This window comes from Streptomyces xanthii (genome assembly GCF_014621695.1).
Classification (GTDB): domain Bacteria; phylum Actinomycetota; class Actinomycetes; order Streptomycetales; family Streptomycetaceae; genus Streptomyces; species Streptomyces xanthii.
Window position 1 is genome coordinate 66,767 of sequence record NZ_CP061282.1, and the last position, 23,245, is coordinate 90,011.

Below are 23,245 nucleotides of genomic sequence, written 5' to 3' on the forward strand. Positions count from 1 at the left end.
GCTGTTCAGTCGCTGGAAGAAAGCCCAGCTCAGACAAGGGGTGGGCCCGGGATAGCGACTGAAGCGACTCAACATCCGGGTATATCAGGAAGCTAGCGCGTGCGTGTGTGCGTCATATATAGAAGCCTTGAGTCGCTTCAGTCGCTGTTTTGGGTTTTCCAGGGCTGTGACCTGCGGTTTTTCGGAGCGACTGAAACAGCGACCGAAGAGCTTCAGTCGCTGCGCGTGTTTCTTCAGTCGCTGACGGTGCGGAGACGGGCGGAAACGGGCCCACCGACACGGCCGAGGACGGCTCTTTGCCTGTGCTCCACGGCCTGACCGGCCACGTTCGCTAGTCTGTGTCCGTCGTTGAGTCGCTTCGGTCGCTGATAGGGGATGTGGATGCCTTCTGAGCTGCGTTCTCCTCGCAGCGACTCACGCCGGTTCGTCTCTGATCCCTCAGTTTCCGAGCTGCCGTGGGCCACTGCCCGCTGGTGCGCCCGCCGGGGCTGGCCGGTCCATCCGCTGGCCCCCGGACGCAAGACCCCCGCGGGCAACTGCGAGAACTGCCGGAACTCCGCCCACGCGCCCGCGGACTGCGCTTGCCTGCCGCTGGGTCGCTGGTGCCACGGGTTCCACGCCGCCACGCTCGACCAGCGCCGCATCCAGCAGTGGTGGACGCAGCACCCCGACTTCGGGGTCGGCGTCGCCTGCGGTCCGGCCGGCCTGGTCGTGATCGACATCGACGCCCATCCGGCGCCCGCCCCGAGCCGGGACCGGGTCCTGCCGGGCATCCCGATCGCCGACCACGTGGACCTGACCGGCCTGGCGACCGGTTTCCACTCGCTGGGCGTGCTCGCCGCTCTGCGGGGCCACCAGAGCCCGGCCGAGGACACCGGCACCCTGCGCGTGCGCACGCCCTCCGGCGGCCTGCACGTCTGGTACCGGGCCGAGGACAACCGGCGCTGGCAGTGCTCCACCGGATCCAGCACCGGGCGCGCGCTCGCCTGGCAGGTCGACGTCCGTGCCCACGGGGGCTACATCATCGCTCCGGGCACCACCACGCACGCGGGCACGTACACCGCGGTCGGGGAGACCAGGGAGCCCGCGGCGCTGCCGCTGTGGCTCGCCCAGGAGCTCGAGCGCACCGGGCACCTGCCCGCCGCCAACATCCCCGCGCCCCGGCCCGTACCGCCGCGGGCGCAGCAGGCCGTGCTCGCCGCCGGGGGAGGGCGCGCCCGCACGGGCAACACGCTCACCTCGGTGCTGGCCCCGGTCGCCGCCTGTGGCCAGGTCTCCGAGGGCGCCGGCTTCTCCGACGTCCTCAACCGAGCCGCCTTCACCCTGGGCGGTCTCGTCGCGGCCGGACGGCTGTCCCGCGAGGAAGCCGAACGGGCCCTGCGGGAAACGGCCTCAGCGGCCCGTCCAGGGCAGGACAGGCGCTCCGAGCAGATCATTGCCAGCGGCCTCGCCGCAGGTCTCCTGAAGCCCCTCTACGCCGCTGGAGGACGCCCGTGACGTCTCCCGGCAACGAGACCCTCTTCGACTTCGACCCCGCAGCCGTGGCCGCCCAGATCCGCAACCAGGGAGGCGTGCCCCTGCCCGCCCAGGCCGATGGTTCCCCCACCGCGAGCACCGAGGCGACCGCCGCGGGGCTGCTGCCCGACACCCTCACCGACCGCGGCAACGCCAAGCTGTTCGTCAAGCTCTACGCCAACGACTACCGGCACGTCCCGGGCATCGGCTGGTACCGCTGGGACACGACCCGCTGGCAGATCGACGAGGACGACACCGTCCTGTGGGCCGCCGGCGACCTGGCGGAGAACATCGCCACGCACGACGCCCGCGGCGTGTTCACGACCAGCGCGCTGCAGCAGCACCGCCGCCGCGCCCTGTCCACGACCGGCATCAACGCGATGCTCACCCAGGCCAAGTCGGCGCCCGGCATCGTGCTCAACGCCGCCCGCCTCGACGCCGACCCGTACGCCCTGTGCACCCCGGACGGCATCGTCGACCTGCGCACCGGGCTGATCAAGACGCCCGACCCGGACAAGGACTTCCACTCCCGCTCCACGAGCGTCGGCCCGCACCACGGCAACCCTCCGCGCTGGAACCGTTTCCTCAGCGACACCTTCGGCGACGACGCCGAGGGCCGCGAGATGATCGACTTCCTCCAGCTGATGCTGGGCTACTCCGTCACCGGAGACGTCGGCGGCCAGGTCCTGCCGTTCCTCTTCGGCGCCGGCAAGAACGGCAAGTCTGTCCTCCTCGACGTCCTCATGAAGCTGCTCGGCGACTACGCGGACGCGGCCCCGCCCGGCTTCCTCATGTCCCGCCCCTACGAGGGCCACCCCACCGATCTCGCCGAACTGCACGGCCGCCGCGTCATCGTGTGCAGCGAGGTCAAGCACGGCGACAAGTTCGACGAGGCCCGCGTCAAGCTCCTCACGGGCGGAGACCGGATCAAGGCGCGGCGGATGCGGCAGGACTTCTTCAGCTTCCAGCCCACCCACAAGCTCTGGCTGCTCGGCAACCACCGCCCCGAGGTCGGCACCGGCGGCTTCGCGTTCTGGCGCCGCATGCGGCTCATCCCGTTCGAACGCGTCGTCTCCGACGAGCGGAAGATCGACAACCTCGCGGACATCCTCGTCACCGAGGAAGGGCCGGGGATCCTGGGCTGGTTGATCGACGGGGCGCGCCGTTATCTGGGCGGGGAGAAGGACCTCACCGGGCCCGAACGCGTCCGCATCGCCACCACCGCGTACGCGGAGACCGAGGACCACACCGGACGCTTCTTCGAGGAGTGCTGCAGCCTCGCTCCCGAACTCCGCGCCGAGCAGGCGGGACTCTACGCCGCGTACAAGACGTGGTGCCACAATGAGGGTGCGCCCGCCATGTCCTCTCGCGCGTTCGCGGCGCGCGCCCGCGAACTGGCCGGACTCGCCTCGCCCAAGGAGATGATCCTGTCCAACCAGCGCAAGTACTACCCGGGCATCGGACTGCTCACTGACGAGGAGAGGGAAGCCACCGCATGAGCTCCCTGATCACCGAGGACGAGATCAGCCACGAGCAGGAGCTGGTCTGGCTCGAGGACGTCAGCTCCCTCGACTACGTACGCCAGAGCCTGGACCGGCTCTCCAGCCGGCGCGGCAAGCCCGCCTACCACCGCGACGGACGCATGGTCGGCTACGCCGTCCTCGGTCCCAAGGCCAAGGCCTCCCGTTCCTCGGGCACCTTCCGCCGCCGCGTCTTCTGGCTGCTCCCGCACGACCGCGACACCGACCCCGAGGGTCTCTACGCCACCGGCGCGCCCGCCGAGGCCGTCGATCCCGGGACCATCGCGCCTCGCGTCAAGGGGTACAAGACCGAGCGTTCGGAGGGCGGGCCGCCGTCGGCAGCCATGCGCGAGATCGGGACGCAGCTGCCGCTCTGAGCAGGCGTGCGCGGATGGCGCGTACGCCGTGGCTACAACCTCGGTACAGAGTCGCTTGAGTCGCTGCATATGCCGGTGGTTGTGGTCTTGCGCGGATGAAAGCGCAGGTCAGAGGCCTTTTCGGGGATCATGGGCCGACAGCGACCGAAGGTGTGACCGGGGGCGTGACCGGTACTCCCAGGTGTGAGCGTGCGCGGTACATCTATATGGCCTGAGTCGCTTCGGTCGCTGAGAGCGGGTGTCTTCACGCCGCTGACCTGCACCTTTGTGGGGGAGTGGGGTGGCGGGAAGCCACCTGCCCGACGGTCGGCGAGCGTGCGGCAGCGACTGTCGCGATGTCGCCCACCGCATCGTCAAGCTTTCCCCATCGGACGCCTGCGTTTCTTCTGCTTCGCTAATGTGTCCGAGCCGTTGGGTATTTGATCGTTGCACGGGGGGTGCACATGGCGTCTGATCACGCTGTTACTGCCGCGGGTCAGGTATGAGCAACGGGCACCACGCACTGATCGACGTGGCCGAACGCGACGCGAGGCTCCCCGAGACGCTGACCGACCGCGGCAGCGCGAAACTGTTCGTGAGGACCCATGCGCGCGAGTTCCGGTACGTGCCGGAACTCGGCTGGTACCGCTGGAACGGCGGCCGCTGGCACGCGGATCAGGACGACACGGTGTTATGGGCGGCGGGAGATCTCGCGGAGGCATTAGCCGACCATGATCCGCGTGGTCGGTTCACCGCGCAGGAACTGCACGAGCACCGGCGCCGGGCCCTGAGCACCATCGGCATGAACGCCATGCTCGCGCAGGCCAGGACCGCACCCGGCATGGTGCTCAACGCCGCCCAGCTGGACGGTGATCCGTACGCCCTGTGCACGCCCGGCGGCATCGTCGACCTGCGCACCGGCGTGGTCCGTACGCCCGACCCGGACCACGACTTCCACTCCCGCTCCACGCAGGTGGCCCCGGCATCCGTGCCGACGCCGCTGTGGGACCGCTTCCTCGGCGACACCTTCGGCGACGACGCCGAGGGCCGCGAGATGATCGACTTCCTCCAGCTGATGCTGGGCTACTCCGTCACCGGTGACGTCGGCGGCCAGGTGCTCCCGTTCCTCTTCGGTGCCGGCAAGAACGGCAAGTCCGTCCTCCTCGACGTGGTGATGAAGCTGATGGGGGACTACGCGGACGCGGCGCCGCCCGGCTTCCTCATGTCCCGCCCCTATGACGGTCACCCCACGGATCTGGCCGAGCTCCACGGCCGCAGGATCGTCGTCTGTCATGAAATCAAACCGGGCGACCGGTTCGATGAGGCGCGGGTGAAGCTGCTGACGGGTGGTGACCGGATCAAGGCGCGGCGGATGCGGCAGGACTTCTTCAGCTTCCAGCCCACCCACAAGCTCTGGCTGGTGGGCAACCACCGCCCCGAGGTGGGGACGGGCGGGTTCGCGTTCTGGCGCCGTATGCGGCTCATCCCGTTCGAGCGGGTCGTCTCCGACGAGCGGAGGATCGACAACCTCGCGGACATCCTCGTCACCGAGGAAGGGCCGGGGATCCTGGGCTGGTTGATCGACGGGGCGCGCCGTTATCTGGGCGGGGAGAAGGACCTCACCGGGCCCGAACGCGTCCGGATCGCCACCACCGCGTACGCGGACACCGAGGACCACACCGGACGCTTCCTGAGCGAGTCCTGCGCCCTGGAGACCGGAGAGCGGACGGAGCAGGCGGGGCTGTATGTCACCTACAGGAAGTGGTGCGGGAATGAAGGGGCGTCCCCCGTCTCGTCCCGCGCCTTCGCGGTCAGGGTCCGGGAACTCCTGGGCCTGGACTCGCCGCACGCCATGATCCTGTCCAACCAGCGCAAGTACTACCCCGGCCTGGCGCTGACCGCCTGTGAGGAGCGAGCGTGAGCTCTCTGAATCACCGAGGACGAGACTGGCCACGAGCGGGAGTTGGTCCGGCTCGAGGACGCCGGCTCCCTCGATTACGTACGCCTTAACCCGGACCGGGTCTCGCGACGAGGCCCAGCGCTCCAAGGGTGGACCAACCGTCCTTCGTCACGCAGAAAAGGCCGGGACTTCGCCCGCCACCGCAGCGGCCCGAGGGCGCGGCCCCGACGGATGTTGGAGGAATCATTCCTGGAGCTTTAAAAAAAACCGGCTCCCCGGTATATTTTCAGCTCGAGTGCAGCCCATGTGAGCAGCAGAGACACGAACCGGCAGGGGGATGACGGGTGTCGAGTCGGACGCATGTGCAGGTAGCGATAGTCGGTGGGGGGCCGGTCGGGATGTGCCTGGCTGCCGAACTGGCCGAGTACGGAGTGCGGACCCTGGTCGTGGAGTCACGGACCTCGGTGTCCCGGCGGCCCAAGGCGACCACATTGCATGCACGGTCGGTGCAGTGCCTGGTGCGGCGCGGACATCTGACGGGCCTGGTGTCCGCCGGGGGAGCGGCCTCCAGACCCTTCCACTTCGCCGGGATACCCGGGCTCGAGATATCGGCGCCCGAAGGCGAGCCGGAGCCGGTCCTCAAATGCGCGCAGGCCGATCTGGAGCGGGCCTTCGAGGCGCGGGCCAGGGCGGCGGGCGCGCGGGTGCTGCGGGGGCTGTCGGTGACGGACGTGGTGCAGGAGCAGGACGCCGTCCGCATCACCGCCACCGGGCCCGGCGGGCGGTGGAGCTGGCGTGCCGGGTACCTGGTCGGGGCCGACGGTGCCCGCAGCACCGTACGGGAGCTGGCGGGAATCGGCTCGGACACATATCCGGCGACCGTGTCGGCCATGATGGGCCGAGTGCGCCTGCGGCACGCCGATGACCTGCGGGAAGGCTGGCACCGTACCCGGCGCGGCTGGATCGTCGCCAAGGGCGCACCGGACGGGGCGCTTCATCTGCGCACGCTCAACTGCCAGGGCGAGCACGCCGACCGGCACCGGCCGCTGGCGCTCGACGAGCTGCGCCGTGAGGTCAGCTGGATCGCCGGACGCGACATCGGCATGAGCGACCCGCGGTGGCTCAGCCGGTTCAGCGACTTCTCCCGGGTCGCTCACGCCTACCGCTCCGGCAGGGTTCTGCTCGCCGGTGACGCGGCCCATGTGCACTTCCCGATCGGCGGCCAGGGCCTGAGCACCGGTCTGCTCGACGTGGTGAACCTCGGCTGGAAGCTGGCGCTGACCGTGCTCGGCGGGGCGGGGGCGGGGCTGCTCGACACCTACGACCAGGAGCGCAGGCCGGCCGCACAGCGGGTCGTGGACAACACACGGGCCCAGCTCGCCCTGATGCGGCCCGGGGCCGAACTCGACCCGCTGCGGGAGTTGTTCGGCGACCTCCTCGCCAAGGGATCGGAGCAGGGTCTGGCCGCCATGATCAGCGCCCAGGACACGGTGCTGCCCCTGCGCGCCGGCTGTTCGTCGGCACAGGAAGGAAGGTTTCTTCAGAACGTGTCGCTGACCACGGAGGAAGGGGTCACCGATGTCATCGGCCTGCTCCGTCCGGGCAGGCCGGTGCTGTTGCTGCTCGGCGAACGCGGCAGCCGCTACGCGGAGCAGGCCCGGGACTGGGCCGGCGCGGTGCGCGTCGTCCACGCGGCCGCGACGCCCGAACTGTCCTGTGACGCTCTGCTGGTGCGGCCCGACGGATACATCGGCTGGGCCTCCGACGGCGACGCGCTGGACACGGCGCTGACCGCTTATCTGGGTCTGGGACGCCGCCCGGCGGGCGCACCCGTCCCGGCCGTCAGCTGACGGCCGGGACCAGCTCCTCTTCCTGCTGACGCAGCCCACGCATCTCGTTGAAGACCTTCTCGCCCCGGTTCTCGCCGAGGTCGACGGCGGCCAGGACCGAGGGCACGACGATGCTGGGCAGCAGATGCCGCAGGAGGCTGGAGATGCGGTGCTGGAGGTCCTGGTAGTCGCACACGGTCTGGGACATGGCCTGGACGCCCGCGAAGGCGCCCACCATGACCTCGGCGCTCTCGTGCGGGACGACGTGCGGCAGCAGCTCGCCCTGGGTCTGCGCGGTCTGGAGGCACTCGCGGATCGAGTCGCTCCAGCGCATGAACGGGCCCCTGCGGTCCAGCTCCTGGGCCTGCTGGTCGAGCGAGAGCCGGACCGCGGCACGGACCATGGGGTCGCTCTGCAGCCGGTAGGCGTGCAGCATGCCCATGTCCACCACCTGCTGCACCTTGCAGTTCCGCGGCAGGGCCATCTCCAGGTCCTGCTGGGCCAGTACGCCCTGGGCGAGGTGCTCCTTGGACTGGAAGTGGAAGTACAGGGCACCCTTGGTCACACCGGCCGCGGCGAGGATCTCGCTGATCGTGGCCGCCTGGTAGCCGCGTTCCTCGAAGACGCCGGCGGCAGCCAAAAGGATCGACTGCCGGGTGCGGATCGCCCGGTCCTGCTTCGCCATGTCGGCCACCTTCACTACGTGAGCGCCGAGCCGAGACTTCTCGACTCAAAAAAACCGTCCAGTTTGTATATTACAGCGCGACCTGCTTCACGCAGCCCTGTCGAGGGGTGTGAATATGCGGACCATGTGAAGGTCTGGCAACGACAGAGGGGGACATGTCCGTGATTCTGGTGACCGGAGCGACAGGCACGGTGGGGCGGGAACTGGTCGGTCGGCTGCCCCGCGACCGGCCCGTGCGGATCCTTGCCCGCGATCCTCTGCGTGTGACAGGGGCACATGCCGGAGCCGAGGTCGTCTCGGGGGACTACGGTGACACCGCCTCGCTCGCCCGGGCACTGGCCGGTGTGGAGACGGCCTTTCTGGTCACCAGCCGGATGGACGGCGACGACGAGCGGTTCGTCGACGCGGCCCGCGGGGCGGGCGTGCGTCGTGTGGTGAAGCTGTCCGCGGCGGCCGTCTCGGACCCCGGGGCCGATGACGTCATCACCAGGTGGCAGCGCGACAGCGAGCGTCTGCTGCGCGACTCCGGAATGGAATGGACTCTGCTGCGTCCGCGTGCCTTCATGTCCAACACGCTCTCCTGGGCACCGACGGTGCGTACCGACCGTGTGGTCCGGGCGCTGTACGGCACGTCCCCCAACTCCTGCGTCGATCCGCGCGACATCGCCGATGTCGCCGTACGCGTCCTGACCGAGGAGGGGCACGCGGGCCGCGCCTACACCCTGACCGGCCCGGAGGCGATGACCGCGGCCCGGCAGACGGCCGAGCTGGGCCGGCAGCTCGGCGTGGAACTGCGCTTCGAGGAGCTCGCTCTCGAGGAGGCCCGCGCCCTGATGAGCGGGAGCCGTCCCGCCCCGCTCGTCGAGGCCCTGCTGGACAGCGCGGCGCGGCAGCTGCGGGGCGCCAAAGCCGGCGTGGACGACGCGATCCGCGAGGTGACGGGCCGTCCGGCCCGTTCCTACGCGGACTGGGTCCGCGACCACCTGTCCGCGTTCGCGGCATGAGGAAAGGGCCCCGCGCGAGGTGCGCGGGGCCCTGGGTTCCGGTTCGCTCACACGGCCGGTACGCGGACCGCGGTCACGTCCGCCGCGAACACGACGTCCTCGCCCTGGCGCCCCGTGACCCGCACCGCCTCCAGGCCTTCGGCCGCGGCGATGCGATCGACCTCCAGGAAGCAGGGAGTGTCCAGTTCGACGTAGCGCTTGAACTCGCTGTTCATCGCCTGGAGGAAGGCGTTCTGACCGAGCTCCGCGACCATGGCCTGCCGGGCGGCCTCGAGCAGCACCATGCCAGGTATGTGGTCGACCTCGTGGTCGAAGAGCACCGGGTGCCGGGTGTCGGCGCGCAGGATCCAGCTGTGCGGGTCGTCGGTGGGGGCCAGGACGACATCCATCGGGGAGGTCCGGCCCACGTTCTGCGGGGCCGTCGGAGCCACCAGCGGCAGCGGACGGACCGGGGTGTCGAGCCGCTCGCCACGCAGCCGGCGGTAGACCGCGGGCGAGGCGCAGGTGCAGGTGCCGCTCGCCGTCGCGACGATCTGCCCGTCGCGACGGAACACGGCGGTGTACCGGATGCTGGAGGCCGAGCCACGCCGCCAGGTGACGTCGTGGCAGCTCATCTCGATCTCCACGGCCGTGGTGTCGTCACCGGTGTACAGGCCCTCCGGGCTGACCTCGACGGAGAGGTCCCACATCAGGAAGTGGTGCTCGAGCGGGACGTTGAACTCGGCGTGCGCGAGCAGGATCGCGGCCTGACGGAAGGTTTCGGCAGCGATCAGGGGGTCGTGTCGGCCCTGGATGTTCGTGAACATGCGGTGGTCGAGCATCCAGCGGCCCGCCACGGTGAAGTGGCTGTCGTCCGTGCGGCTCCAGTCGGTGAGCAGTACCTCGCAGAGCTGGGTCCGGTGGACGAGCTCCCGGGGGACGGTGATCGACGGGGCGGCGGTCGCCGCGGTGAGGGGGGCCGCGTCTCGACCGGCCTCCGTGCCGCGAGCCGGGGCGATGGTGGTGTCGATCGCGATCTCTTCGGTGCGGAACGTGGTGATGGACATGGTTCCCCCTGTGCGGTTAGGCCAGATGCGGGCGTCTCGCTGCTCCAGGAAGATACAGACCACCCGGTTTAATTTCTAGCCGTACTCGCAAGCTCGGCCTCGCAAGAAATGGATGATCACGCTCCGCTCAGATCGGCCCAGGTGCGCCCTTTTTGCCTCGATCGAGCCCTGACGTGCGGTCTTTCCCGGGTGAAACCTCGGCTGAGGCAGCCCTGCGGCGGCTCTCGAGCGATCCCGGAGCGACTTTCGAGCGTTCGGGCCGACCGTGGGCTGACGGTTCGAACGAGGAGGCGCATGTCCATGAGTGGTGTCGAAACCGTGCTCCGTATCGAGCGAGGGCGGGCGAACGAGGACGAACTTGCTGCTCTGACCGCGGTGTTGCTGTCCCTGGCCCCCGTGCCGCAGCCGGTCGAAGTTGAATCGGCAAGGGCCGGTTCCTGCTGGTGGCGACGGCCGGCGGGCTATCTCTCGCCCGGGAGTTGGCGCTGAGCGCAGCTGTCTCGAGCGGCTCTCAAGCACGCATCTTTAAACCGCTCAGGCGGTTTGTTACTGTCACTTACATGGACCCGGGCGGGGAGTATCTCGGCCTTGTCAGAGGGAGGGACCTCACATGACGACTGCCCTCGAGCGGCTTGCCGACGAGCCCGCCGACGCGCGTGGGCGCGTGGCGGAGCTGCACGCGATCCGTGAGCAGGCTCTGGCCGGCCCGAGCGAGAAGGCGACCGAGGCGCAGCACGCCAAGGGGAAGCTGACGGCTCGGGAGCGGATCGCGCTGCTGCTGGACGAGGGTTCGTTCAACGAGGTCGAGCAGCTGCGCCGGCACCGCGCGGTCGGTTTCGGCCTGGAGGCGAAGAAGCCGTTCACGGACGGTGTGATCACCGGCTGGGGCACGGTCGAGGGCCGCACGGTGTTCGTGTACGCGCACGACTTCCGGATCTTCGGCGGTGCGCTGGGCGAGGCCCACGCGACGAAGATCCACAAGATCATGGACATGGCCATCGCGGCCGGTGCCCCGCTGGTCTCCCTGAACGACGGCGCGGGCGCCCGCATCCAGGAGGGCGTCTCCGCGCTCGCCGGCTACGGCGGCATCTTCCAGCGCAACACCCGCGCCTCGGGTGTCATCCCGCAGATCTCCGTGATGCTCGGCCCGTGCGCGGGTGGCGCCGCCTACAGCCCGGCGCTCACCGACTTCGTGTTCATGGTCCGTGAGACCTCGCAGATGTTCATCACGGGTCCGGACGTGGTGAAGGCGGTCACCGGCGAGGAGATCACCCAGAACGGGCTGGGAGGCGCGGACGTGCACGCCGAGACCTCCGGCGTCTCCCACTTCGCGTACGACGACGAGGAGACCTGCATCGCCGAGGTGCGCTACCTCCTGTCGATGCTCCCGCAGAACAACCGCGAGAACCCCCCGACCGTCGCCTCCGACGACCCCGCCGACCGCCGCTCCGAGGTCCTCCTCGACCTCGTCCCGGCCGACGGCAACCGCCCCTACGACATGACCAAGGTCATCGAGGAACTCGTCGACGACGGCGACTACCTCGAGATCCACGAGCGCTGGGCCCGCAACATCATCTGCGCCCTGGCCCGCCTCGACGGCCAGGTCGTCGGCATCGTCGCCAACCAGCCGCAGTCGCTGGCCGGCGTCCTGGACATCGAGGCGAGCGAAAAAGCTGCCCGCTTCGTCCAGATGTGCGATGCCTTCAACATCCCTCTGGTGACCCTCCTCGACGTCCCGGGGTTCCTTCCCGGTGTCGACCAGGAGCACGGCGGGATCATCCGGCACGGAGCCAAACTCCTCTTCGCCTACTGCAACGCGACCGTGCCGAGGGTCTCCCTCATCCTCAGGAAGGCGTACGGCGGCGCGTACATCGTCATGGAGTCGCAGTCCATCGGCGCCGACCTCACGTATGCCTGGCCGACGAACGAGATCGCGGTGATGGGCGCGGAGGGCGCGGCCAACGTGATCTTCCGCCGGCAGATCGCGGACGCCGAGGACCCCGAGGCCATGCGGGCCCGCATGGTCAAGGAGTACAAGTCCGAGCTCATGCACCCCTACTACGCGGCCGAGCGCGGACTGGTCGACGACGTCATCGACCCCGCCGAGACCCGCGAGGTCCTCATCAAGTCCCTGGCGATGCTCCGCACCAAGCACGCCGATCTGCCGTCCCGCAAGCACGGCAACCCGCCGCAGTAACGGAGCACCGTCATGGCAAAACAAGAACGTGCCCTGCGCACACGCGAGGCACTGGTCAACTCCGCCGCCGAGGTCTTCGACTGCGAAGGCTTCAGCGTCGCCTCCCTGACCACCATCAGCAGCAGGGCCGGGGTGAGCAACGGAGCGCTGCACTTCCACTTCGCCAGCAAGGCCGCACTCGCCGACGCCGTCGAAGAGGCGGCCGAGCGGCGCCTCGACCAGGTCACCCAGCGCGGAACGGAGGACCCCAACGCCCTGCAGTGCCTCGTGGACGCCACCCACGACCTGGCCCGCGGGCTGCGCGAGGACGTCGTCCTGCGGGCCGGTTTCTGCCTGAGCAGCGACCAGTCCTACGCCGGCGAGCGCGACCTGCGGGTCGAATGGCGCCGCTGGGTCGAGGGCGTTCTCAAGCGCGCCGACGGCGACGGCACGCTCACCGAGAGCGTGCCCGCGCAGGACGTGATGCTCGCCGTCGTCGCCGCGACCGTGGGCTTCGAGGTGCTCGGAGCGCGGGACGCCACCTGGCTCTCGTACCGCACCCTCACCCGCTTCTGGCAGTTGCTGCTGCCCAGACTCGCCGCGCCGGCCACGCTCGACACCCTCAGAGCGGAGGGCGTGCACGGCCCACGCGCCGGGAACGCCGCCCGGATCGGGCACCAGGGCAGGGAGCCCTGACGCCCGGCCGGCCCAGGACACCGGGCCTGCGCGCCCGGTCGCAACCGAACACTCCGGGCCCGTGAGACGACCTGTGGGCCCCCACCCCCCAGGAGGAACTTCCTTGCACAGCACCCAGCCGGAGACAACGGCACAACGCGATCCGCGGCGCTGGGTCATCCTGGGGGTGATCTGCCTGGCCCAACTCGTCGTCCTGCTCGACAACACCGTCCTCAACGTCGCCATCCCGGTGCTCACCGAGGACCTGGGCGCGACCACCGCCGACGTCCAGTGGATGGTCAACGCCTACGCGCTCGTGCAGTCCGGACTCCTGCTCACCGCGGGCAGCTTCGCCGACCGCTACGGCCGCAAGCTGATGCTCATGACCGGACTCGTCCTGTTCGGCCTCGGATCCGGCGCCGCCGCCCTGGCCCAGTCCTCCGGGCAGCTCATCGCCGCCCGCGCCGGCATGGGCATCGGCGGCGCCCTGCTCGCCACCACCACCCTCGCCGTGATCATGCAGGTCTTCGAGGACGACGAGCGGCCCAAGGCCATCGGCCTGTGGGGCGCCGTCAGTTCGCTCGGCTTCGCCGCGGGACCGCTGCTCGGTGGTGTCCTGCTCGACCACTTCTGGTGGGGATCCATCTTCCTCATCAACATCCCCGTCGCCCTGTTCGGCCTGGTGGCCGTCGCCCGTCTCGTGCCCGAGACCAAGAACCCGCAGGGCGACCGGCCCGACCTCGTCGGCGCGGTGCTGTCCACGCTCGGCATGGTGGGCGTCGTCTACGCGATCATCTCCGGGCCCGAGCACGGCTGGGGCTCCGCCCGCGTCCTGGTGCCGGCCGGTATCGGCGTGATCGCCCTGTTCGTCTTCGTGCGCTGGGAACTGCGGGTGCCGCACCCGATGCTGGACATGAGCTTCTTCCGCAGCCGCCGCTTCAACGGGGCGATCGCGGGCGGCCTGCTCGTGGCCCTCGGCATGGCCGGCTCGCTGTTCCTGCTGACCCAGCACCTCCAGCTCGTCCTCGGCTACGACGCCCTGCAGGCCGGGCTGCGCACCGCGCCGCTCGCCCTGACCATCGTCTGCCTCAACCTCGCGGGCATCGGCGCCAAGCTCCTCGCCAAGCTCGGCGCGGCACGCTCCATCGCGCTCGGGATGACGCTCCTCGCGGCCGGTCTCGCGGCGGTCGCCGTGCTCGGCTCGGGCTCCGACGCGAACTACAGCGGCATGCTCGTCGGACTCGTCCTGATGGGCTGCGGCATCGCGCTCGCCATGCCCGCCATGGCCGTCTCGATCATGTCGTCGATCCCGCCGGCCAAGGCCGGTGTCGGCGCGGGCGTCCAGGGCACGCTGACCGAGTTCGGCGGCGGGCTCGGCGTCGCCGTGCTCGGTGCCGTGCTCGGCTCCCGGTTCGCGGCGCTGCTCCCGGCCGGTGTCGGTGCCTCCGGGTCGCTGGCCGTGGCCCTCGCGGACGCCGGTGACGACCCGGGCCTCGTCCGGCAGGTCCACGACGCGTTCGGGGACGCGGTGAGCACCAGTCAGCTCATCGGCGCCGCCGCCGTGTTCGCGGGCGGCCTCCTCGCCGGCACCCTGCTGCACCTCGCCGACCGGGCCGCCGCCACGCAGGAGCAGGCGCCCGCCGCCACGGAGGCTCCGGCGGCCGCCGGATAGCGGCACCGCACACGAGAACGGGCCCGGGGCGCGATGCCCCGGGCCCGGTCCCGTTCCGTCGTGTGCGGGCGAGCGCGGTCAGGCGCCCGGCTTTCCCGCGATGCCCCAGCGCTGCGGCGGGACACCCGTCAGCGCGATCCAGGTCTGTTCGCGCACGTCCTCGCCGAAGACGTCCACCGTCGCCTGGGTCAGCCGCTCGATCAGGGCCCGCTCCGTCTCCGGGGTCAGCCGGCGGTCGTAGATCTTGACGTCGATGAAGGGCATGTACGGGCCTTTCGCTTGTCCGGTCTCTCGTCAGGTGGGGAGTGCGGTCACGCCGTGCGGGCCAGGTGCGCCTTCGCGCCCGCCTTCTCGTAGGCCTCGCGCATCGCCCGGGTCACCGCCGTCACCAGGTGGTCGACCTGGTCGTCCGTGAGCCCCGGGTGGCACGGCAGGTTCATGTGCTCCTCGAACCAGACCCGTTCGGCCTGCGGACACTCGCCCGCGCCGTGGCCGCGCAGCCGCCACTCCGGCGACAGATGGAGCGGGAAGTAGCGCAGCTGGATCTCCACGCCGAGCAGGTCGACAGCCCGTACGAAGTGCTCGCGCACCTCGCGGCCGGCCGTCAGGAAGAACGTGTACAGGTGATAGGAGTGCCGGCTGTCCGGGGCGGCCCGGTGCAGACGCACCCCGGGGAACGCGGAGAGCGCCTCGTCGAGACGGCCCGCGATCCAGCGGCGCCGGTCCACGAAGCGGTCCAGCGAGTCCAGTTGCACCATGCCGACCGCGGCCGCGGCCTCCGACATCGTGGCGTTGGTGCCCGCACCGCGGATGCCGACCGCCGTGTGCCGGTACACCGAGTCGGCGAACTTCATCCACGGCAGCAGCGCGGGACGCTCCTCGCCTGCGTCCGTGCGCGGGGTGAACACGCCGTCCACCTCGTTGTCGCGGATGCGCAGCACCCGCTCCGCCCACTCGTCACGGGCCAGGGTGATCATTCCGCCCTCGCCGAGCGTGGTGATGTTCTTCGTCGAGTGGAAGCTGAAGCAGCCGATGTCGGCGAGCGCCCCCGGATGGCGGCCCTTGTACAGGGTGCCGATGCCGTGCGCGCTGTCCTCCACGACGATCGCCCCGTGCCGCCGGGCGATCGCCATGATCCGGTCCATGTCGGCCGGGTTGCCGCCGTAGTGGACCAGGAAGATCGCCCGGGTGCGGTCCGTGACCAGCGTCTCCAGGACGTCCGGGTCCATGTTCAGGGTGTCGGGGTCCACATCGCAGAACCGCACGCGGACGTCGTGGTCGAGCAGCGGCTGGATCGTGGCCTGGAAGGTCTGCGGGGTCGCGATCACCTCGTCGCCCGGGGCGAGGTCGAGCAGCCGGGTGGCCAGCTCCAGGGCCACCGTGCCGCTCGTCACGGTCAGGGCGTGCCGGGCGCCGATCCGCTCGCGGAAGCGCTCCTCGAAGCGGTCGCGCCACACCCCGGACGTCAGCGTCCCCTCGGCCCGCACCAGTTCGGCCAGGGCCGCGAGATCGGCCTCGCCGAGGACGCTGCCGCGGCGGGCGAACGGCACCCGGTGGGTGCCGCCCGCCAGCGCCACGGCGCTCACGCCGCCGCCTTCGCGAGCCGCTCCAGCTTGTCGGCGATCCGCGCCCGCAGCACCTTCTTGTCGACCTTGTTCAGGCCGGTCAGCGGGAAGGAGTCGACGATCTCGACGCGGTCGGGCAGCTTGTACGCCGCCAGGCCGCGCGAGCGCAGCAGTTCGCGCAGCACCGGCAGCCGCGGGGCCGGCCGGCCCGGCGCCGCGATCACGTACGCGCACACCTTCTCGCCCAGCGCCGGATCGGGCATCGCCACCACCGCCGCCTGCTGCACGTCCGGGTGGGCCGCGAGGTGGCCCTCGACCTCGGTGGCCGAGACCTTGTCGCCGCCGCGGATCACGACGTCCTTGACCCGGCCCTCGATCACGATCTCGCCGCCGGGCGTGCGCCGCACCAGATCACCGCTGCGGTAGAAGCCGTCCTCGGTGAACGCGGTGGCGTTGTGCTCGGGCGCCCGGTAGTAGCCGCGCAGCGTGTACGGGCCCCGGGTGAGCAGTTCGCCGACGGCGCCGTCCGGGACCTCCGCGCCGTCCGCGTCGACGACGCGGATCTCGTCGGCGGGGGAGACCGGGCGGCCCTGCGTCGTCAGAACCGTCTCGCGCGGGTCGTCGTACCGGGTGAACGTCAGCAGGCCCTCGGCCATGCCGAACACCTGCTGGAGCCGCACCTCCAGGAGCGGCTCGATCCGCTCCGCCAGCTCGTCGTGCAGCTTGGCGCTGCCCACCTGGAGGACCTCCAGACTGGACAGGTCGTGCCCGTGGCCCTCCTCGACGGCGTCCAGCCACAGATGGACGATGGTCGGGATCACCGACGTCAGGGTGACGCGCTCCCGCTCGATCAGCGGGAAACAGGCCAGCGGCTGCGGCGTCTCGGCGAACACGACGCGCCCGCCGGCCCGCAGCGTGCCGATGATGCCGGGGCAGCCCCACGGGAAGTTGAACTCGACGGGCAGCACCGCGAGATAGACCGTGCTGGCGTCGAGGCCGCAGATCTCCCCGGTGATCCGCGTCTGGTACGCGTAGTCGTCGTGGGTGCGCGGGATCAGCTTCGGCAGCGCCGTCGTGCCGCCCGACAGCAGGAAGAACGCGACGTCCGAGGCGTCCGGCTCGGGCAGCTCCACCGGGTCGGCGTCCACATCGGCCAGCGCGACGCAGCCCGCGTCCGGGGCGCCCGGATCGCCCGCCACGAACACCTGCGTGATCGCGGGGATCTCGTCCCGGACCGACACGGCCAGCGCGCGGTGGTCGAAGCCGTTGAAGCTGTCCGGCACGACGTAGGCGCTCGCCCCCGACAGCTCGGCCAGATGCCGGATCTCGTTGTCGCGGTAGGCGGGCAGCGCGAACACCGGGAGGGCGCCCAGGCGGAACAGCGCGAAACAGACCGCCACGAAGTCCGGGGTGTTCGGCAGCTGCACCAGGACCCGGTCACCGGGCGCCACCCCGCGCGCCGCGAAGCCCGCGGCGAGCCGGTCGCACCACGCGTCCAGGGCCCGGTAGGTGAGGCGCCGCCGTCCGTCCGCGCCGACCAGGGCCTCCCGGTCGCCGTACTCGCCGGCCCACCGCCGCAGCAGCGCACCGAGCGTCTCGCCCCGCCAGTACCCGGCCTCGCGATAGCGCGCGGCCAGGTCCTCGGGCCAGGGAACGCATCCGTCCAGCATCGTCCGTCCTTCCGCCGTTCGGGTTCGGCCCAGTCTCGGCAGGGGCGTTGACACGGCGCTGATGCGCGCGTGCCGCGGCGGCCCGGCGCGTCAGGCGGCGATCAGGGCGACGTCAGCCCGTCCGGCCACGATGCGGACGTACGGGCTGAGGGAAAGCCATGCCGAGCGCGGCCGAGAAATGGGAGAACCCGATGGAGACCTGGGTCCTGAGCAGGGACGACATCGCGGACGTCGTGACCGCGGTCGGACGCGACGCCCTCATGCGCCGGGTCGTCGACCGGCTCGCCGAAGGCTTCGCCGACGTCGGACGCGGCGCCCGTGAACTGTCCCCGCTGCGCGACGGGTTCGAGCGCGCGGAGCCGGTGCAGGGCATCTTCGAATGGATGCCGCACCGCGACCCGGGCGACAGCATCACCCTCAAGACCGTCGGCTACAGCCCGGCCAACCCCCACCACTTCGGGCTGCCCACCATCATCGGCACCGTCGCCCGCTACGACGACAGCACCGGCGCGCTGACCGCCCTCATGGACGGGGTGCTCCTCACCGCGATCCGCACCGGCGCCGCCGCGGCCGTCGCCAGCCGGCTGCTCGCCGCGCCCGACAGCCGGGTGCTCGGCCTCGTCGGCGCCGGCGCCCAGGCCGTGACCCAGCTCCACGCCCTGTCCCTGGAGTTCCCGCTGGAGCGGGTCCTCGTGTGGGACACCGACCGCGCCCACCGCGAGAGCTTCGCGCGCCGTGCCGCCTTCACCGGCCTCGACGTGGAGATCGCCGACCCCGCGCGGATCGTCGCCGAGGCGGACATCGTCTCCACGGCCACCTCGGTGGCCGTCGGCGCGGGCCCCGTACTGCCCGACGGGCCGCACCGCGAGCACCTGCACATCAACGCGATCGGCGCCGACCTCGTCGGCAAGACCGAACTGCCCCTGTCGCTGCTGCGCCGGGCGTTCGTCACCGCCGACCACCCCGAGCAGGCCCACCGCGAGGGGGAGTGCCAGCGGCTCGCACCGCACCAGACCGGACCGGGGCTGACCCTGCTGGCGGCCGAACCGGCCCTGGCCCACGAGCAGCGCGGCGCGCTGACCGTGTTCGACTCCACGGGATTCGCCCTCGAGGACGCGCTGGCCATGGAGGTGTTCCTCCAGGTGGCCGCCGAGCACGGTCTCGGCAGCCGCATTCAGATCGAGCACCACCCCGCCGACGCCCTCGACCCGTACGCGCTCCAGCCGGCCCCCACCCCGGCCGGCCGCTGAACCGGCCGCGACCCCGGACCGCCACCCCCACGAAGGAGACCCCCTCGATGGCCCAGAAGACCCTGCCCGCCCCCCGGCCGACCGTCGAGGACGGCGGACACCGACTCTTCGGCTGGCTGCGGCAGATGCGGGACGAACACCCCGTCCACGAGGACGAGTACGGCGTCTTCCACGTCCACCGGTACGCCGACGTGGTCGCCGTCTCCTCGGACCCGGCGGTCTTCTCCTCCGAACTGCACCGGCTGCGCCCCGACTCCGAGGCGCTCACCGAGGAGATCCTCTCGGTGATCGACCCGCCGCTCCACCGCACCCTGCGCCGGCTCGTCAGCACGGCGTTCACGCCGCGCACGATCGCGGCGCTGGAGCCGCGCATCGTGGAGCTCGCCGGGCAGCTCCTTGACGGGATCGAGGGGGACTCCTTCGACCTGATCGGGGACTTCGCCTACCCGCTGCCGGTCATCGTGATCGCCGAACTGCTAGGCGTCCCGGCCGAGGACCGCACCCTGTTCCGGTCCTGGTCCGAGCGGATGCTGTCGATGCAGGTCGACGACCCGGCGGACATGCAGTTCGGGGACGACGCGGGCGAGGACTACGAGAAGCTCGTCAAGGAACCGATGAAGGCGATGCACGCCTACCTTCTCGGCCACGTCGAGGACCGCAGGAAGAACCCGGGCGAGGACCTGATCTCCCGACTGGTCGCCGCCGAGGTCGACGGCGAGCGGCTGACCGACCGCCAGATCGTCGAGTTCGGCGGCCTGCTGCTGATGGCCGGGCACGTCTCCACGTCCATGATGCTCGGCAACACGGTGCTGTGCCTGGAGGAGAACCCCGAGGTCGCGGCCGCCGTCCGGGCCGACCGCACGCTGATCCCCGCCGTCGTCGAGGAGGTCATGCGGCTGCGCCCGCCGATCACCGTCATGGCGCGGGTCACCACCCAGGACACCGAGATCGCCGGGGTCCGCATCCCGGCCGGGCGGATGGTCGTCCCCTCGCTCCTGTCCGCCAACCACGACGAGCGGTTCTTCCCCGACCCCGAGCGCTTCGACCCCGCACGGGACAACCGGCAGCAGATCGCGTTCGGCCACGGCATCCACTACTGCCTCGGCGCGCCGCTCGCCCGCATGGAGGGCCGCATCGCGCTGGAGGCACTGCTCGACCGCTACGCCGACGTGCGCGTCACCGAGGGCGCACCTCTGCGCTACCACCGCGACGGACTGTTCGGCGTGCGGAACCTCCCGCTGACCGTACGGCGAGCCTGAGACCGAGGGGGCAGTCGTGCGCACCGTACGAACCCTGCTGATCGACAACTACGACTCGTTCACCTACAACCTCTTCCAGATGCTGGCCGAGGTGAACGCCCGCCCGCCCGTCGTCGTCAAGAACGACGACCACGCGGCCTTCGCGGCGCTCGACCCGCGCGACTTCGACAACATCGTCGTCTCCCCGGGCCCCGGCCACCCCGGCACCGACACCGACCTGGGCCTGAGCCGGCGCGTCATCGAGGACTGGGACCTGCCGCTGCTCGGGGTGTGCCTCGGGCACCAGGCGCTGTGCCTGCTCGGCGGCGGCGAGGTCGGCCACGCCCCCGAACCGGTCCACGGCCGGACCAGCCTGATCGAGCACGACGGCACCGGCCTGTTCGAGGGCGTCCCCTCGCCGCTGCGCGTGGTGCGCTACCACTCGCTCACCGTGCACCGGCCGCCCGCCGCCCTGGTGACGACCGCCACGACGCGCGACGGCCTGCTGATGGCGGTGCGGCACCGCGAGGCACCGCGCTGGGGTGTGCAGTTCCATCCGGAGTCCATCAGCAGCGAGCACGGCCACCGGCTGCTCGCCAACTTCCGCGACCTGAGCCTGCGGGCCCGGGGCCGCGCCCCGTTCGCCACCGAGGTGCCCGGAGTGCGCCCCGTCGTCGAGGCGCCGCTCGTCGCGGGGGAGGCGGGCGGGCTGCGGCTGCACGTGCGGGAGCTGACCGAGGTCCCCGACGCCGACGCCGCGTTCGAGGCGCTCTTCGGCGACGCCCCGGCCCGCTTCTGGCTGGACAGCAGCCGCGTCGACCCGGGCCTGTCCCGCTTCACCTTCCTCGGCGCCCCCACGGGGCCCCTGGGCGAGACCCTCACGTACGACGTCGCCGAGCACCTCGTCCGCGTACGCGACCACGCGGGGCAGGAGCGGCACAGCCCGGGCACGCTCTTCGAGCATTTGGAGCGCGAGCTGTCCGCGCGCCGCACCCCCGCCGCACCGGACCTGCCCTTCCAGTTCAACCTCGGATACGTCGGCTACCTCGGGTACGAGACCAAGGCGGACGCCGGGGGAGACCGGGCCCACGCGGCCGAACTGCCCGACGGGGCCTTCCTGTTCGCGGACCGCATGGTGGCCCTCGACCACGCCGACAACCGGGCCTGGCTGCTCGCGCTGAGCGACCCCCGGCGTCCCTCGAGCGCCCGCGCGGCACAGGGCTGGCTCGCCGAGGCCGCCGCGAGCCTGGCCGCCACCGTCCCCGGCCCGCCCGTCGTCCTGCTGCCCGAGGACGAACTGCTCCCGCTGGACGTCGAGTTCCGGCACGAGCCCGCCGCGTACCGGGAGCTCGTCGAGGAGTGCCGGCGCCTCATCCGCGACGGCGAGACCTACGAGGTCTGCCTGACGAATCTGCTGCGGGTGCCGGGCCGCGTCGACCCGCTCACCGCCTACCGGGCGCTGCGCGCCATCAGCCCGGCCCCGTACGCCGCCTACCTGCAGTTCCCGCAGGGCGCGGTCCTGTCCTCCTCGCCCGAGCGATTCCTGCGCATCGACGCCGAGGGCGTCGCCGAGTCGAAGCCGATCAAGGGCACGCGGCCGCGCGGCGCCACCCCGGCCGAGGACGCCGCGATCTCCCGGGAACTGGCCGAGGCGGAGAAGGACCGCTCCGAGAACCTGATGATCGTGGACCTCGTCCGCAACGACCTCGGGCAGGTCTGCGAGATCGGCAGCGTCCACGTGCCCAAGCTGTTCGACGTGGAGTCCTACGCGACCGTGCACCAGCTGGTCAGCACCGTGCGCGGGCGGCTGGCGCCCGGTGTGTCACGGCCCGCCGCCGTACGGGCCGCGTTCCCCGGCGGGTCGATGACCGGGGCGCCGAAGGTGCGCACCATGCAGTTCATCGACCGGCTCGAGGGCGGGGCGCGCGGCGTCTACTCGGGGGCGCTCGGCTACTTCGCCCTGAGCGGCGCGGTCGACCTCAGCATCGTGATCCGGACGATCGTCGCCACCGAGGACGCCGCCACGATCGGGGTGGGCGGGGCGGTGATCGCCCTGTCCGACCCGGACGACGAGGTGCAGGAGATGCTCCTCAAGGCCCGCACCACGCTGCGCGCCCTGCGCCAGGCGCAGGCCGCCGCCCCGGCCGGGGCCCGCGAGCTGCTGGCCGGCAGCGTGCGGTGACCGCACCGGGGAGGCGGCCGGGGCCGCCCCCGGCGTCAGCGCGGCCGGGCGAACGAGTCGGCGCAGGCGTCGGCCAGTTCGGTCAGGTTCCGCTCGCCGAGGGTGCTCCGCAGCTCGTCGAAGAGGGCCTCGAAGGCCTCGGGGCGGTGGCCGGCCACCGCCCGGCCCAGCCGCTCGAGGCCGCGGCCCACGGCCTGCCGGGCGGCCTCGGCGTGCGGGTTCGCGGCCTGGACGTCCCAGTACACCTCCGGGGTGCCCGACGCCACGCGGGCGAGGAGCTCCAGCAGCGTGCGGTGCGGGGGCGGTGCGGTGGCGCGCAGCGCGGCGACGTCGGCCCCCAGCTCGCCGAGGGCGAGACCGAAGGCGAGGACGGCGGCGTGGGTCGCCGCCTGCTGCGCGGCGGTCTGCCGGTCGTGCTCGTCCGGAGTCGTCTCCACCACTTGCCCGCCCCAGTCGGCGATCAGCGCGAGCAGGTCCCGTACGGCGGGCCCGTCGGTGACGACGGCCGCGGCGACGGGCCGGCCGGGCAGGGGCAGCGACGGGGCGAACATCGGGTTGAGGCCCACCGCCTGGACGCCGGGCGCCTCGGCGCGCAGCCGCCGTGCGACGCCTTCCTTCACGGAGAGGGTGTCCGCGAAGAGCGCCCCGGTGCGCATCAGCCGGGTCACCGGGCGCACCGCGTCCAGGGCGACCGCTTCCGGCACGGCCAGCAGCACCAGGTCGGCGCCCGCCAGGGCGCGGGCGGTGGCGGGGCCCGGTGCGCAGATGTCGTCGGCCACGGCCCCCGGGCCCGTCGCCGCGGGGTCGACGCACAGGACCTCGGCGCCCGACGCAGCCAGCCGGTCGGCGAACATCCGCCCCACCGCTCCCGTGCCGCCGGCCACCACACAGTGCTCGAACATCTTCGTCTCCCAGTCCTTCGGCGGTTGGTCGCACGAGTGATCGCACGAGGAAAAACAAGC

At 71.4% G+C, this 23,245-nt stretch carries 19 protein-coding genes; 13 read left to right on the top strand and 6 right to left on the bottom strand.

Annotated elements, in window-relative coordinates:
* Positions 1-381: 381 nt before the first annotated feature.
* The 5 genes from IAG42_RS36190 (at position 382) to IAG42_RS36210 (ending at position 7,141) form a co-directional block, all read left to right on the top strand.
* Positions 382-1,497 carry a bifunctional DNA primase/polymerase gene (locus IAG42_RS36190; protein ID WP_188341857.1) on the top strand — a complete coding sequence of 372 codons (1,116 nt, stop codon included), beginning with the start codon at positions 382-384 and terminating at the stop codon, positions 1,495-1,497.
* Complete coding sequence (locus IAG42_RS36195; RefSeq protein WP_188341858.1) at positions 1,494-3,014, top strand: DNA primase family protein; 1,521 nt, start codon at positions 1,494-1,496, stop codon at positions 3,012-3,014. Before IAG42_RS36190 ends, IAG42_RS36195 begins: the two co-directional genes overlap by 4 nt.
* Positions 3,011-3,412 (top strand): DUF6009 family protein, encoded by a 402-nt coding sequence (locus IAG42_RS36200; RefSeq protein WP_188341859.1) that lies wholly within the window; start codon positions 3,011-3,013, stop codon positions 3,410-3,412. The genes IAG42_RS36195 and IAG42_RS36200 overlap by 4 nt, the downstream gene beginning before the upstream one ends.
* A 481-nt stretch (positions 3,413-3,893) precedes the next feature.
* Positions 3,894-5,312, top strand: coding sequence for a DNA primase family protein (locus tag IAG42_RS36205; RefSeq protein ID WP_188341860.1), 1,419 nt, complete (start codon positions 3,894-3,896; stop codon positions 5,310-5,312).
* Between the two features lie 341 nt (positions 5,313-5,653).
* Positions 5,654-7,141, top strand: a complete 1,488-nt coding sequence (locus tag IAG42_RS36210; RefSeq protein WP_317453370.1) for an FAD-dependent monooxygenase — start codon at positions 5,654-5,656, stop codon at positions 7,139-7,141.
* Here the strand turns inward: IAG42_RS36210 and IAG42_RS36215 are convergent.
* Entirely contained in the window at positions 7,134-7,805 is a 672-nt protein-coding gene (locus IAG42_RS36215; RefSeq protein WP_188341862.1) for a ScbR family autoregulator-binding transcription factor, read from the bottom strand. The two genes, IAG42_RS36210 and IAG42_RS36215, sit on opposite strands and share 8 nt — an antisense overlap.
* A gap of 161 nt (positions 7,806-7,966) precedes the next feature.
* Here IAG42_RS36215 and IAG42_RS36220 point away from each other — a divergent pair, with 161 nt between their 5' ends.
* Positions 7,967-8,809 (top strand): SDR family oxidoreductase, encoded by an 843-nt coding sequence (locus IAG42_RS36220; RefSeq protein ID WP_188342033.1) that lies wholly within the window; start codon positions 7,967-7,969, stop codon positions 8,807-8,809.
* Positions 8,810-8,856: 47 nt separating this feature from the next.
* Here IAG42_RS36220 and IAG42_RS36225 read toward each other — a convergent pair whose 3' ends face one another.
* Positions 8,857-9,855, bottom strand: a complete 999-nt coding sequence (locus tag IAG42_RS36225; protein ID WP_223206483.1) for a ScbA/BarX family gamma-butyrolactone biosynthesis protein — start codon at positions 9,853-9,855, stop codon at positions 8,857-8,859.
* A gap of 300 nt (positions 9,856-10,155) precedes the next feature.
* Between IAG42_RS36225 and IAG42_RS36230 the strand changes: the two genes are divergently transcribed.
* The 4 genes from IAG42_RS36230 (at position 10,156) to IAG42_RS36245 (ending at position 14,378) form a co-directional block, all read left to right on the top strand.
* A complete protein-coding gene (locus tag IAG42_RS36230) occupies positions 10,156-10,344 on the top strand; it encodes an acyl-CoA carboxylase subunit epsilon (RefSeq protein WP_223206484.1) in 189 nt (62 codons plus the stop codon).
* Between the two features lie 121 nt (positions 10,345-10,465).
* Positions 10,466-12,052: an acyl-CoA carboxylase subunit beta gene (locus IAG42_RS36235; protein ID WP_188341864.1), complete on the top strand. Its 1,587-nt coding sequence runs from the start codon at positions 10,466-10,468 to the stop codon at positions 12,050-12,052.
* Positions 12,053-12,064: 12 nt separating this feature from the next.
* Complete coding sequence (locus tag IAG42_RS36240; RefSeq protein WP_188341865.1) at positions 12,065-12,727, top strand: ScbR family autoregulator-binding transcription factor; 663 nt, start codon at positions 12,065-12,067, stop codon at positions 12,725-12,727.
* A gap of 103 nt (positions 12,728-12,830) precedes the next feature.
* Positions 12,831-14,378, top strand: coding sequence for an MFS transporter (locus tag IAG42_RS36245; protein WP_188341866.1), 1,548 nt, complete (start codon positions 12,831-12,833; stop codon positions 14,376-14,378).
* Between the two features lie 78 nt (positions 14,379-14,456).
* Here IAG42_RS36245 and IAG42_RS36250 read toward each other — a convergent pair whose 3' ends face one another.
* The 3 genes from IAG42_RS36250 to IAG42_RS36260 are packed head-to-tail and all read right to left on the bottom strand — an operon-like array spanning position 14,457 to position 17,613.
* Positions 14,457-14,642, bottom strand: a complete 186-nt coding sequence (locus IAG42_RS36250) for a tautomerase family protein (RefSeq protein WP_188341867.1) — start codon at positions 14,640-14,642, stop codon at positions 14,457-14,459.
* 47 nt (positions 14,643-14,689) lie between these two features.
* A complete protein-coding gene (locus IAG42_RS36255; protein ID WP_223206485.1) occupies positions 14,690-15,964 on the bottom strand; it encodes a DegT/DnrJ/EryC1/StrS family aminotransferase in 1,275 nt (424 codons plus the stop codon).
* Positions 15,961-17,613, bottom strand: coding sequence for a (2,3-dihydroxybenzoyl)adenylate synthase (locus IAG42_RS36260; RefSeq protein WP_188341868.1), 1,653 nt, complete (start codon positions 17,611-17,613; stop codon positions 15,961-15,963). Before IAG42_RS36260 ends, IAG42_RS36255 begins: the two co-directional genes overlap by 4 nt.
* A gap of 158 nt (positions 17,614-17,771) precedes the next feature.
* Here IAG42_RS36260 and IAG42_RS36265 point away from each other — a divergent pair, with 158 nt between their 5' ends.
* The 3 genes from IAG42_RS36265 to pabB are packed head-to-tail and all read left to right on the top strand — an operon-like array spanning position 17,772 to position 22,283.
* Positions 17,772-18,863: an ornithine cyclodeaminase family protein gene (locus IAG42_RS36265; protein WP_223206486.1), complete on the top strand. Its 1,092-nt coding sequence runs from the start codon at positions 17,772-17,774 to the stop codon at positions 18,861-18,863.
* Positions 18,864-18,910: 47 nt separating this feature from the next.
* Complete coding sequence (locus IAG42_RS36270) at positions 18,911-20,122, top strand: cytochrome P450 (protein ID WP_188341869.1); 1,212 nt, start codon at positions 18,911-18,913, stop codon at positions 20,120-20,122.
* Between the two features lie 16 nt (positions 20,123-20,138).
* On the top strand, positions 20,139-22,283 hold the full coding sequence (pabB, locus tag IAG42_RS36275; protein WP_188341870.1) for an aminodeoxychorismate synthase component I: 2,145 nt from the start codon (positions 20,139-20,141) through the stop codon (positions 22,281-22,283).
* 35 nt (positions 22,284-22,318) lie between these two features.
* On the opposite strand, the gene IAG42_RS36280 is transcribed toward pabB, so the two are convergent.
* Positions 22,319-23,185: a prephenate dehydrogenase/arogenate dehydrogenase family protein gene (locus tag IAG42_RS36280; protein ID WP_188341871.1), complete on the bottom strand. Its 867-nt coding sequence runs from the start codon at positions 23,183-23,185 to the stop codon at positions 22,319-22,321.
* Positions 23,186-23,245 lie beyond the last annotated feature (60 nt).